General features: G+C 68.1%; 11 protein-coding genes. 6 read left to right on the top strand and 5 right to left on the bottom strand.

Annotated features, from left to right (window positions below; all coding sequences use genetic code 11):
- Nucleotides 1-14 precede the first annotated feature (14 nt).
- Genes AC5Y4Q_RS00370 through AC5Y4Q_RS00355 form a run of 4 tightly spaced genes read left to right on the top strand, consistent with a single transcriptional unit; the run spans nt 15 to nt 3,870 of the window.
- Nucleotides 15-1,001 carry a linear amide C-N hydrolase gene (locus tag AC5Y4Q_RS00370; RefSeq protein ID WP_064922106.1) on the top strand — a complete coding sequence of 329 codons (987 nt, stop codon included), beginning with the start codon at nt 15-17 and terminating at the stop codon, nt 999-1,001.
- Complete coding sequence (locus AC5Y4Q_RS00365; RefSeq protein ID WP_499957500.1) at nt 998-2,173, top strand: pyridoxal phosphate-dependent aminotransferase; 1,176 nt, start codon at nt 998-1,000, stop codon at nt 2,171-2,173. Before AC5Y4Q_RS00370 ends, AC5Y4Q_RS00365 begins: the two co-directional genes overlap by 4 nt.
- A 44-nt stretch (nt 2,174-2,217) precedes the next feature.
- Entirely contained in the window at nt 2,218-2,616 is a 399-nt protein-coding gene (locus tag AC5Y4Q_RS00360; RefSeq protein ID WP_064922108.1) for a heme-binding protein, read from the top strand.
- Nucleotides 2,617-2,625: 9 nt separating this feature from the next.
- The gene (locus tag AC5Y4Q_RS00355) at nt 2,626-3,870 is read left to right on the top strand and encodes a hypothetical protein (RefSeq protein ID WP_499957497.1); all 1,245 of its coding nucleotides are present in this window, start codon (nt 2,626-2,628) and stop codon (nt 3,868-3,870) included.
- 85 nt (nt 3,871-3,955) lie between these two features.
- Here AC5Y4Q_RS00355 and hsaB read toward each other — a convergent pair whose 3' ends face one another.
- Genes hsaB through hsaA form a run of 3 tightly spaced genes read right to left on the bottom strand, consistent with a single transcriptional unit; the run spans nt 3,956 to nt 6,674 of the window.
- Nucleotides 3,956-4,507 (bottom strand): 3-hydroxy-9,10-secoandrosta-1,3,5(10)-triene-9,17-dione monooxygenase reductase subunit, encoded by a 552-nt coding sequence (gene hsaB / locus AC5Y4Q_RS00350; protein WP_207515998.1) that lies wholly within the window; start codon nt 4,505-4,507, stop codon nt 3,956-3,958.
- Between the two features lie 27 nt (nt 4,508-4,534).
- Nucleotides 4,535-5,437 carry an iron-dependent extradiol dioxygenase HsaC gene (hsaC, locus tag AC5Y4Q_RS00345; protein WP_064922111.1) on the bottom strand — a complete coding sequence of 301 codons (903 nt, stop codon included), beginning with the start codon at nt 5,435-5,437 and terminating at the stop codon, nt 4,535-4,537.
- A 46-nt stretch (nt 5,438-5,483) separates the two neighbouring features.
- Complete coding sequence (hsaA, locus tag AC5Y4Q_RS00340; protein ID WP_499957493.1) at nt 5,484-6,674, bottom strand: 3-hydroxy-9,10-secoandrosta-1,3,5(10)-triene-9,17-dione monooxygenase oxygenase subunit; 1,191 nt, start codon at nt 6,672-6,674, stop codon at nt 5,484-5,486.
- Between the two features lie 172 nt (nt 6,675-6,846).
- Between hsaA and AC5Y4Q_RS00335 the strand changes: the two genes are divergently transcribed.
- Entirely contained in the window at nt 6,847-7,941 is a 1,095-nt protein-coding gene (locus tag AC5Y4Q_RS00335) for a ferredoxin--NADP reductase (protein WP_125224936.1), read from the top strand.
- Between the two features lie 23 nt (nt 7,942-7,964).
- Complete coding sequence (locus AC5Y4Q_RS00330; RefSeq protein WP_064923833.1) at nt 7,965-8,522, top strand: hypothetical protein; 558 nt, start codon at nt 7,965-7,967, stop codon at nt 8,520-8,522.
- An 8-nt stretch (nt 8,523-8,530) separates the two neighbouring features.
- Here the strand turns inward: AC5Y4Q_RS00330 and treZ are convergent, their stop codons facing one another.
- Entirely contained in the window at nt 8,531-10,255 is a 1,725-nt protein-coding gene (treZ, locus tag AC5Y4Q_RS00325; protein WP_499957491.1) for a malto-oligosyltrehalose trehalohydrolase, read from the bottom strand.
- On the bottom strand, nt 10,248-12,545 hold the full coding sequence (gene treY, locus AC5Y4Q_RS00320) for a malto-oligosyltrehalose synthase (protein ID WP_499957489.1): 2,298 nt from the start codon (nt 12,543-12,545) through the stop codon (nt 10,248-10,250). The genes treZ and treY overlap by 8 nt, the downstream gene beginning before the upstream one ends.
- Between the last annotated feature and the right edge of the window lies 1 nt (nt 12,546).

The raw sequence follows: 12,546 nt of genomic DNA, 5'->3' as shown, positions 1-12,546 counted from the left end.
CGTACGGTAGACACGTGTGCACCCGATTGGTTTACCTGGGACCCAACGGCAACATCATCACCGGGCGGTCGATGGACTGGAAGCTGGATCTGGCGACCAATCTGTGGGCGCTCCCGCGCGGCGTGCGGCGCGGCGGGCAGGCCGGGGCGAACTCCGTTGAGTGGACGGCGAAATATGGCAGCGTGGTGGCCACCGGCTACGACATCTGCACCACCGACGGCCTGAACGAGGCCGGGCTGTCGGCCAACCTGCTGTGGCTGGCCGAGTCGGAGTACCCCTGCTACGACGGTTCCCGGCCCGGGCTGTCGGTCGCGGTGTGGGCCCAGTACATGCTCGACAATTTCGCCACCGTGGCCGAGGCGGTTGCGACCTTGAGCACCGAACCGTTCGTCGTGGTGACCGACGGCGTACCCGGTGAGGACCGTCTGGCGACCCTGCATCTGTCGATGTCGGACGCCAGCGGTGACAGTGCGATCGTGGAATATGTTGGCGGCAAACAGACCATCCACCACAGCCGCGACTATCAGGTGATGACGAACTCCCCGGTCTTCGACCAGCAGCTTGCGGTCAACGCCTACTGGGAGCAGCTGGGCGGCACCGTCATGCTGCCGGGCACCAACCGGGCCGCTGACCGGTTCGCCCGAGCCTCGTTCTACGTCAACGCGATACCCAAATCCGAGGATCCGAAGATCGCGCTCGCGTCGGTGCTCAGCGTGGTGCGCAACGTGTCGGTGCCGTTCGGTATCACCACTCCTGACGAGCCCAACATCTCCTCGACGCGGTGGCGCACCGTCGCCCACCACGGCCACAAGCTGTATTGCTTCGAATCCGCGCTGACACCCAATGTGTTCTGGGTGGATCTGAAGAAGCTCGACTTCGTGCCGGGGGCCGCGGTGCGCAAGCTCGACCTCGGCTCCGATGACAGCAACGTCTTCGCCGGTGAGACGTCGGCGCGCTTTGCCGTCGCCGAACCGTTCACCTTCCTGGGCGTGGGCGCATGACCGCCCGTCTCGACCGCACGGCGCTGCGCGCCGGCATCCCGCCGTTTCACGTGATGGACGTGTGGCTGGCCGCCGCGCAGCGCCAGCGCAGCCATGGCGACCTGGTGAACCTGTCCGCCGGGCAGCCCAGCGTGGGCGCACCCGAGCCGGTGCGCTCGGCCGCCGCGGCGGCCCTGCAGGCCAACCAGCTCGGCTACACCGTTGCGCTGGGGATCCCGGAGCTGCGCGCGGCTATCGCCGGCTCCTACGCCGATCGCTACGGGCTCGACGTCGACGCTGACGACGTGGTGGTGACCACCGGGTCATCCGGCGGCTTCCTGCTGGCGTTTCTGGCCTGCTTCGACGTCGGCGACCGGGTGGCGATCGCCAGCCCCGGCTACCCGTGTTACCGCAACATCCTGACCGCCCTCGGCTGCGAGGTGATCGAGATCCCGTGCGGGCCGCAAACCCGCTTCCAGCCGACTGCTGAGATGCTCGCCGCGATCCCCGGGCCGCTGGCCGGGGTGATCGTCGCCAGCCCGGCCAACCCGACCGGGACCGTCCTGGAACCGGCGGAGCTGGCCGCGATCGCGACCTGGTGCGACGAGGCGGGCGTACGGCTGATCAGCGACGAGGTCTACCACGGGCTGGTCTATGAGGGCGCCCCGGAGACCAGCTGCGCCTGGCAGACCTCCCGCAACGCGGTGGTGGCCAACAGCTTTTCGAAGTACTTCGCGATGACCGGCTGGCGGCTGGGCTGGCTGCTGGTGCCGCCGGCGTTGCGACGCGCGGTGGACTGCCTGGCCGGCAACTTCACCATCTGCCCGCCGGTGCTGGCCCAGTACGCGGCGGTCGCGGCCTTCACGCCCGAGGCGATCGCCGAAGCGCAAGGCCACCTGCGGCATTACGCGGCCAACCGGGAACTGCTGCTGACCGGGCTGCGCGACATCGGTATCGACCGGTTGGCGCCCACCGACGGGGCGTTCTATGTCTACGCCGACGTCGCGGACTACACCGACGACTCCCTGGCGTTCTGCGCGCGGTTGCTCGCCGACACCGGTGTCGCCGTGGCGCCGGGTGTCGACTTCGACACCGAGCGCGGCAACACCTTCGTCCGGTTGTCGTTCGCCGGGCCGACCGCCGATATCTCCGAAGCGTTGCATCGAATCAGCGGCTGGCTCCCGCTCCGGTAGGTTTACCCACAAGCTCGACCTACCTGATCGAAGGGACCACAGCAATGCGCACAACCACGACGTCTCGCCTGGCGATCGGCGCGGCAGCCGTCGGCATCCTCGGCGCGGTGGCCGCCACGGTGACCTCCGGGTCCACGCCGCCGGCCGATGCCGCACCGGCGCCCTGCACCGCCGCCGGGCTGGCCAACACCGCCAGCGGCGTGCTGAGCCAGGCCGGTGGGTTCCTCAACGACCACCCCGAGGCCAACGACGTGCTGACGTCGGCGGCCACGATGCCGCCGGAGCAGGCCAAGTCCTCGGTGCAGGGCTACTTCATCGGCCACCTCGACCAGCTGTCGACCCTGCAGGGCATCGCCGCACCGCTGACCGACCTGAAGAACCAGTGCGGCATCACGGTCTCCCCGACCCAGCTGGCCACGCTGCTGGAGACCGTCAGCAAGTAGGTCGGGCCGATGGGCCTGTCGATCAGCGACCAGGAACGGGCCGCACTGGCCGACGCGGCCGGCTTCGGCCTGTTCGCCGCGATCACCGGGCGCCGGTCGCGCCGCTTCCCGGTCGGTGGCGCCATCCCGGCTGGCGCGCTGGCCTATACCAGCCGCCGGCCGGTGCAACCGCTGTCGGCAGTGGAGCGGGCGCTGCTGCTGTCACTGATGGGTGGGGTCACCGGCTGGCATGACGGTATCGCCCACCATCCCGGATACGCCCCCGCACTGCCCAACTACCCCGGCAGCGCCAGTGGCCGGGCGATGCCATCGGCGGCGGGCTTTCACACCAGCCAGCTGTTCTTCACCGACGACACCGGCTGCTATCTGTTGCCCACCCGCGATCAGCAACCACGAGAATTCGCCACCCTCGAGGATTGGATCGGCCATACTGCGGATTCGTATGTGCAGCTGTCGGATTCCCGCTTGGAGCTGCCCCGCGAAGAGCCCTATATGGAGGGTCACAACACCTGGATCGGCAATCACCCGGGCAGCCTGCTGGCGTTCGCGGTGGCCGACCTGGCCGAGCACCTGCTGGAGAACCTGTGGTTCTTCGCGGCCAACGGCTACCGCATCACCGACGACATCACCGGTCGTGCGATCCCCGGGCTGCAAGCATTCTCGGGTTTGGCGCACGCCGACGACCCGATCCCGCTGTCGTTCGTCGAGCAGTACAGCCTGACCGAGGCCAGCGCAGAGCTGTCCATCGCCGCCCACAATGGGGCGCTGGGGTTACAGGCGATGGGCTTGGGCGGCTGGATATTCGATGGGCTGGACCGGGTTTCGGTGCTGCGCGCGTTCGGGTTCGTCGCCGATGACGATCCGCGCTGGCCGTTGCCCAATGTGACCGGGCTGCCCGGCCATTTCGAGACGCTGAGCCCGCCGCATGTGCCGTCGGTGGCCGAGGGCGTGGCCAAGCTGGTGACCCGAAAGTTCGGTCCCGGCGGGCCGTCGCACCCGTCGACGCCGGGTCCGTGGTCGGATACGCCGCGGGTGCGCGGCTCGGCCCTGCCGCCGGACGGTATCGCCGAGCTGGTCACGCTGCAGGCGTCCTATATCTACGACACCTTCGGCAAGCTGCCCGGCAGCGTACCGACGGTGCATGCGCTGATGTACCTGCAGGCCCAGCATCTGGACACCGACTTCTACGACGAGTTCTTTCGCCCGGGCGGCTATCTGCGCACCCACGCCGAGCACCAGCAGCGCTGGCACTGAAGCTCTCCCGAGTCGGAATCTCACGACGCGACACGCCGGTTCGGCGTCGCCGGATTCCGACTCGGCGGGGGATTGGCTGCGGGGCTTACAGCCAGGTGTCGTCGGTGGTGGCGGTCAGGAACGCCTCCAGGTCGTCGCGCCACTGTGCGGGCGTGGTCTTCTCCGGCTCGATGCCGGTGTAGTCGCCGCGGTAGAACAGCAGCGGCCGGGGCTTGACTTCGGGTACATCGGAAAGCGATTGCACCGCACCGAAAACCACGAAGTGGTCGCCGCCGTCGTGCACCGAGGCCACCGTGCAGTCGATGTGAGCCAGCGACCGGGCCAGGATCGGCGAGCCCAGCGGGGACGGCGTCCAATCCACCCCGGCGAACTTGTCGGGTTCCCGGGAGCCGAACCGGGCGCAGACGTCCTTCTGCTCCTCGGCCAGGATGTTGACGCAGAACTTTCCGCTGGCCTCGATGGCCTGCCAGGACCGCGACATCTTGGTCGGGCAGAACAGCACCAGCGGCGGATCCAGTGACAACGCGGCGAACGACTGACAGGCGAACCCGATCGGCGCACCGTCGTGCACGGTGGTGATGATGGTGATGCCCGTGCAGAACTGGCCGAGTACGTTGCGGAACGCGCGCGGGTCGATCGGAAGCTCGTCGGTCACTATCGGCCGCTACTTCTCGATGCCCACCGTGAAGTCATGCCCCCACAGGCTGACCGCGGTGCTCTCCCGGGCCACCCAGTCGTCGTCGTCGACTTCCAGTCCCTCGCAACCGAATTCGATCTGAAAGCCGCTGGGCGACTTCATGTAGAACGACAGCATCTTGTCGTTGACGTGCCGGCCCAGGGTCGCGGCCATCGGCACCTTGCGGCGATACGCCCGGTCCAGGCAGAGCCCGACGTCGTCGGCCTCCCCCACCTCGACCATCAGGTGCACGATGCCGGTCGGCGTGGGCATCGGCAGAAACGCCAGGCTGTGGTGGCGGGGGTTGCAGCCGAAGAACCGCAACCACGCCGGGTCGCCGTCGGCCGGGCGGCCCACCATCTGCGGGGGCAGCCGCATCGAGTCACGCAGCCGGAAGCCGAGCACGTCACGGTAGAAGTGCAGCGCCTCGGCGTCGTCCTTGGTCGACAGCACCACGTGGCCCAGACCCTGTTCCTCGGTGACGAACCGGTGACCGTAGGGGCTGACCACCCGGCGGTGCTGCAGCGCCACGCCGTGGAACACCTCCAGGGTGTTGCCGGACGGGTCGGCGAAGGTGATCATCTCGACGACGCGGCGCTCGGCGAGTTCGGCGGCGTCCGCCTCCTTGTACGGCGTGCCCTCGACTTCCAGGCGCTGCCGGATGTCCTGCAGGCCTTCGGCGTTGGCGCACTCCCAGCCCGACGACAGCAGCCGGTCGGTGTCGCCGGGCACGATCACCAGCCGGGCGGGGAAGTCGTCCATCCGCAGGTACAGCGCACCCTCGGTCGCCCCGTCGCCCTCGACCATGCCGAGAACCTTCAGGCCGAACTCCCGCCAGGCCGCCATGTCGGTGGCCTGGATCCGCAGATACCCCAGCGAACGGATACTCATCGCGATACCTCCCGCAAGCTCGTCTATGTCCCGGGTCGGGGCCCGCTCAGACCATTGTGTCGCCGGGCGGCAACCCGAACTCGTGGTTACCGAAGATCATGTATGCCCGCTCCGGGTCGTTGGCCGCGTGCACCCGGCCGGCGTGCGCGTCGCGCCAGAACCGCTGCACCGGAGCGTCGTTGGAGAGCGCGGTGGCACCGGCCGCCTCGAAGAGCCGGTCGATGGAGGCGATGGCCCGACCGGTGGCGCGCACCTGGTCGCGCCGGGCGCGGGCCCGCAGCTCGAACGGAATCTCCTTGCCGGCCGCCAGCAGGGCGTACTCGTCGGCGACGTTGCCGATCAGCTGCCGCCAGCCGGCGTCGATGTCGCTGGCAGCCTCGGCGATCCGCACCTTGGCGAACGGGTCGTCCTTGGCCTTCTCCCCGGCGAACGCCGCCCGGACCCGTTTGCCCTGGTGCTCGACGTGCGCGGCGTAGGCGCCGTAGGCCATGCCCATGATCGGCGTCGAGATCGTGGTGGGGTGGATGGTGCCCCACGGCATCTTGTAGACCGGGGCGGTGTTGGTCTGGTAGCCGCCGGCGGTGCCGTCGTTCATGGCCCGGTAGGACAGGAAGCGGTGCCGGGGCACGAAGGCGTCCTTGACCACAACGGTGTTGCTGCCGGTTCCCCGCAGGCCGACCACGTGCCAGACGTCGTCGATGCGGTAGTCGGAGATCGGGATCAAGAAGCTGCCGAAGTCCACCGGCTTGCCGTCCTTGATCACCGGGCCGCCCAGGAAAGCCCAGGTGGCGTGGTCACAACCCGACGACCAGTTCCACGACCCGTTGACGATGTAGCCGTCGGCCGTCTCGGTGACGACGCCGGCGCCCATCGGTGCATACGACGACGAGATCCGGACGCTGGTGTCCTCGCCCCAGACGTCCTCCTGGGCCTGCTGGTCGAAGAGCGCCAGGTGCCAGTTGTGCACGCCGATGATCCCGGCGACCCACCCGGTGGAGCCGCAGGCGCTGGCCAGCCGGCGCACCGCCTCGTAGAAGATCGTCGGGTCGCACTGCATCCCGCCCCACTGTTCGGGCTGCAGCAGCCGGAAGAAGCCGATGTCCTCGAGCGCCTTGACGTTGGCGTCGGGCAGCCGGCGCAGGTCTTCGGCCTCCTGGGCGCGCTCGCGCAGCTGCGGAAGAAGGTCGTCGATGGCGGCCAGCACCGACTGGGCGTCACGCTGTTGAATGGACGTCACTAGATTGCCTCCCAGGAGTGAGCAGGTTAGCGGCCCGGTTTTTCAACCAGCCTAGAGTGAGATTAGAACACGTTCCGATTTGTGTCGAGCGGGGTGTTCCTGCGGCTGGTAGCGATACCGGGCCAGTTTTCTGTAACCTGTTCTAGTTATGACCAACGATGAGGGGCGGGCTGTGGCGGAGACCATTCCGGACGAACCACTGGGTAGTCACGTCCTGGAATTGCAGATCACCCAAGTCGTCGCCGAGACCGACGACGCGTGCTCGCTGGTGTTCGGCGTGCCGGACGGGCCCGACGATCCGGAGATCCCGGCGCAGCGGCTGAAGTACTCGCCCGGCCAGTTCCTGACGCTGCGGATCCCCAGCGATCGCACCGGCTCGGTGGCCCGCTGCTACTCGCTGTGCAGCTCCCCGTTCACCGACGACGCGCTGACCGTGACCGTCAAACGGACCGCGGACGGCTACGCGTCGAACTGGCTGTGCGACCATGCCCACCCGGGAATGCGGGTCCACGTGCTGGCGCCGTCGGGCACCTTCGTGCCCAAGTCACTGGACACCGATTTCCTGCTGCTGGCCGCCGGCAGCGGGATCACCCCGATGATGGCGATCTGCAAATCGGCGCTGTCGCAGGGCAGCGGCCAGGTGACCCTGGTCTATGCCAACCGCGACGAGCGTTCGGTGATCTTCGCCGCCGCGCTGCGCGAATTGGCCGCCAAGTACCCCGACCGGCTGACGGTCGTGCACTGGCTGGAGTCGGTGCAGGGCTTGCCGAGCACCGCCGCGCTGGCACAGCTGGCCGGCCCCTACACCGACCGCCAGGCCTTCATCTGCGGTCCGGGCCCGTTCATGCAGGCTTCCCGCGACGCCCTGGAGGCCTTGAACGTCCCAGCCGAGCAAGTCCACCTCGAGGTGTTCAAGTCGCTGGACAGCGATCCGTTCGCCGCGGTCAAGATCACCGATGCCCCCGAAGGGGCCGAGGGGGCCGCCCAGCCGCCCGCGACCGTCACCGTGGAACTCGACGGCGAGACCCATGAGGTGCAATGGCCCCGCCACGTGAAGCTGCTGGACTTGCTGCTCGACAAGGGTCTCGACGCCCCGTTCTCCTGCCGGGAGGGGCACTGCGGCGCCTGCGCCTGCGTTCTCAAGAACGGCAAGGTCACCATGGAGGTCAACGACGTGTTGGAGCCGCAGGACCTCGCCGAGGGCCTGGTCCTGGCCTGCCAGGCCCATCCGGAGACGGATTCGGTGGAAGTAACCTACGACGAGTGATCTCGGGTCTAGGTTGGTGCGACATGAAGCGGTTGCTGATGATGCCGGCGGCGTTGACGCTGCTGGCCGTGCTGATCCCGCCCGCACCAGCGTCGGCGGCCAGTGACACCAAGACCTCGTTGTTCCCGGTGAACGAGTTTGATCAACTGCAGACCCACAGCTGGGTCGACTGCGCCGCCCCGCCGCTGTGCCGGTTCACCGTCGGGGTGCAACTGCAGACGCCGGACGGCATGACCGGGTTCCCGCCCGACCTGTGGGCCCGCCAGAGCACCGAGATCCGCTCGTCGAAGCGGACGGCCTACCTGGATGTGCACACCGACGGCGGGGAGGGCTGGTTCAAAGACCGCGGCGGCCCCGGAACGAAGGTGTTCAAAGACGGCACCGGGGCGGTGATCCAGTCGATGTACTTCGGCGAAGGGCCGCCGGAGAAGTACCAGACCAACGGCAGCATCGACGTGCTCGAGTACTCCACCGGCCGGCCCAAGACCGATGCCAATGTGATCGTCTGCACCCATGTGCAGGTGGTCTACAGCGGGGTCAACCTGACCACGCCGTCCACCTGCGCGCAGACGGTGTTCTGACCCCGGCCTTAGCCGGCAGTTCGCAGCACCACGAACGATTGCCCGGGCACCTGCATCATTTCCTCGTCGAACCGCGGTGCGCCCCAGGCCAGCACCACCTCGCCGGACGCCGGCACACTGACCGGGGCGTCGTTCAGGTTGCAGGCGAGCACAAGTCGGCCGCGGCGCATGGTGATCCATCGCTGGTCCTCGTCGTAGTCGACCTGCAAGTCGCCCAACCACGGATCGGCCAGATCCGCGTCGCTGCGTAGCCGGATCAGCGCGTTGTAGACCCCGAGCAGTTGCAGATGCCCCTGCCCGGCGACCTCGTCCCAGTCCAGCTTCGACCGCTGGAAGGTCGCCGGGTCCTGCGGGTCCGGAATCTCGGCGGCGTCCCAGCCGTGCTCGGCAAACTCGGCTTTGCGGCCTTCGGCGGTGGCGCGGGCGATCTGCGGGTCCTCATGCGAGCTGAAGAACTGGAAAGGGGTAAGCGCACCCCATTCCTCTCCCATGAAAAGCATTGCGGTGTAGGGCGAGAAAAGCACCAGCGCCGCTTTGACCGCGAGCTGCCCGGCCGCCAGGTTCTGCGATGGGCGATCCCCCAGCGCCCGGTTGCCGACCTGATCGTGCGTGCAGGTATAGGCCAACAGCCGGGTGGCTGGAATCTGCGCGATCGGCAGCGGACGGCCGTGCCGCCGGCGCCGAAACGACGAATAAGTGCCCGCGTGGAAGAACCCGTTGCGCAACGTGGTCGCCAGGGTCGCCATGCTGCCGAAATCAGCGTAGTAACCCTGCCGCTCGCCGGACACCGCGGTGTGAATGGCGTGATGGATGTCGTCATCCCATTGCGCGGTGATCCCGTAGCCCCCGTCTTGGCGCCGGGTGATGGTGCGCGGATCATTGCGGTCGCTTTCGGCGATCAGCGACAGCGGGCGGCCCAATTGTGTGGCGAGCGCGTCGGTTTCGGCGGCCAGCTCTTCGAGAATGTGGATCGCGGTGGTGTCCACCAGCGCGTGCACGGCGTCCAGCCGTAGCCCGTCGGCGTGGAAGACCCGCATCCAGCGCAGCGCGCAATCGATGATGTAGCGGCGGACCTCGTCGGAGTCCGGGCCGTCGATGTTGACGGCATTGCCCCACGGGTTGCGCGCTTCGGCCAGGTACGGCCCGAAGCGCGGCAGGTAGTTCCCGGACGGGCCGAAGTGGTTGAAGACGGCGTCGATCAGCACACCCAGGCCGCGGCCGTGACAGGCATCGATGAAGCGCGCCAGCCCATCTGGGCCGCCGTAGGGCTCATGCACCGCGTACCACAGCACGCCGTCGTATCCCCAGCCGTGGGTCCCGGAGAACGCATTGACCGGCATCAGTTCCACGAAGTCGACGCCCAGACCGACCAGGTGGTCCAGCTTCTCGATGGCGGAATCGAAGGTCCCGGCCGGGGTGAAGGTGCCGATGTGCAGCTCGTAGATCACCGCACCCTCGACGCCGCGCCCCGCCCAGTTGTCGTCGGTCCAGGTGAGCCCGGTGTCGTCCCATAACGCGGAACGCGCATGCACGCCGTCGGGCTGGCGCGCCGACCGGGGATCCGGAAGGACCTGCGGGTCGTCGTCGAGTAGATACCCGTAGCGGGCATCCGGCGCCACCTCCAGCGTTGTGTGCCACCACCCGTCTCGGCCACGGTTCATCGGGTGCGACACCCCGTCGACATCGAGGGCGACGACGGCCGGCGTGGGCGCCCAGACGGCGAAGTCAGTCATCGACCCGCTCCAACAGGGCCACGGGTAGTTCGGCGAACAGCTCGGCGGCCCGCACCGGTCCGCTGTGTCGCCCGCCGGAGAGGGCGTCGGCCCAGATGCCCGCCGGCAGCGCAACGTCAGTACCGCGCCAGCCGCTCTCGGGCAGGCGCACCGTCCAACGGCTGACCGCCACCACCACGTCCTGGCCCCGGCCGAACGCGACGACATGTTCGGCGGCCGGGCCCGACGCCGGGATGGGGTGATAACCGCCGTGCAGGAAGGTGTCGGGACGCGCCCGCCGCATGCGCAGCGCTGCCGCGACCACCCGCATTTTCGGGTCCCGTAAGGAGGTGAGCGCCTCGCGGCGCGCGGCGTAGTCGACCGGCCGTCGGTTGTCCGGGTCGACCAGGCTGTCGTCGAACAGTTCGGTGCCCTGATACACGTCGGGGATGCCGGGAACGGTCAACGCCAAGAGCTTTTGGCCCAGGATGTCGGTTTCGATGTGCGGACGCAGTTCGGTGACGAGCTCGGTCAGTTGCTGCGCGACGGGCCCGTCGAGTATGCCGTCGAGCCAACGGTGGACCGCGGCCTCGAACTCGGTGTCGGGATCGTGCCACGAGGTGCGTCGAGCCGCTTCGCGCACGGCCTTTTCGGCATACGCGTGCAGCCGCTCGCGCAGTGCGGTGTTGACCCGGCCGTCGACAGGCCACACCCCGAAGATGTTCTGCCACAGGAAGAGCCCGGTAGCCAGATCAGGCGATGGGACACTGGACTCCCAACGGGCGACGAACTCGGCCCATAACGACGGCACCTGCGACAGCACGCCGATGCGGGCCCGCACGTCCTCGCCGCGTTTGGTGTCGTGCGTGGACAGGGTGGTCATGGTGTGCGGCCAGCGTCGAGCCCTGGTAGCGGCCCGCTGATGAAACTCGGCGGCCCCCACGCCGAAACGTTGCGGGTCCCCGCCGACTTCGTTGAGCGATACCAGCCGTGCGTCACGGTAGAACATGCAGTCTTCGGTTGCCTTGGCCGTCACCGCCCCGCACAGCTGTTGCAGCCGCACCGCGGATTCGCGGTCATCGGCGATCGCGGCAGCGACCAGCTCAAGCGGTTGGGCGAGTTCGGGTTTCTCTGCGCAGGTTTCGGCCAGCGCCATGGGCAGCCGCGCCGCCAAGCCCGGGTAGTCACTGCGATAGACGCCGACCTGACCGAGCAGTGCCACGATGGCCTCCGATAGCAGCGGATGGTCGGCACCGGTAGCGTTCACCATGCAACGGCGCAGCCGCGCCAGCTCGCTGCCCAGCGTCTCGGCAGCGGCGATCTCTTTCTGTTCGATCAACAACATCGGCATCGCGCGATAGTCGACACCGACGGTTTCAAACAACTCGGTCAGCGCCGCCTCACCAGTCGGGTCGATGAACAGCCCGCCGATCTCCCGCAGGACGTCGTACCCGGTGGAGCCGGCCACCGGCATGGTCGATTCCAGCGGTTCGTCCACGGCCAGAATCTTTTCGACGACGATCCAGGCGTCCGGACCCACCAGCGTACGCAGCCATTGCAGATATCCACACGGATCCGACAGCCCGTCCGGGTGATCGACCCGCACGCCGTCGATGAGACGGGCGTCGATCCAGCGTGACAGCTCGGCGTGCCAGGCGTCGAAGACCGCCCGGTCTTCTTGGCGCAGGCCGGCCAGCGAGGTGATCGAAAAGAAGCGCCGGTACCCGCACGTGCCGTTGCGCCACCCGACCAGCCGATAATGCTGTCGGTCGTGGACCTGTGCACCGCTACCGCTTCCGGTCCCGGGAGCAATCGGAAAGACGAGATCACCCAACCGCAGCACCTCCCCGTCGACGGCCAGGTCGGCGACGTCGGCGTCGGATCCCAACACCGGCAGGATGATCCGGCCATCGCCGAGCTCCCAGTCGATGTCGAAGAACGCCGAGTACGGCGAGGACCGGCCGTGCTTGAGCACGTCCCACCACCACGGGTTCTGCTCCGGCCGGGCCACGCCGACGTGATTGGGCACGATGTCGATGACCAGACCGATTCCGCGGGCGTGTGCGGCCGCCGACAGTCGGGCCAGGCCCTGCGGACCGCCGAGTTCAGCAGAGACCGTCGTCGGATCGACGACGTCGTAACCATGCGCCGACCCGCGTACCGCGGTCATGACCGGTGAGAGGTAAAGATGCGAGATTCCGAGTTCGTCGAAGTAGTCGAGTAGCTGCTCGGCGTCGGCGAAGGTGAATGCGAAACCGCTTTCCGGGCCCCGCAGCTGTAACCGATATGTGGACAGCACCGGGCGCGTCATG

This window comes from Mycobacterium sp. NGS16 (genome assembly GCF_059813225.1).
Note: the sequence above shows the minus strand (reverse complement) of the source record. Positions and strands in the feature narration are given on the sequence as shown.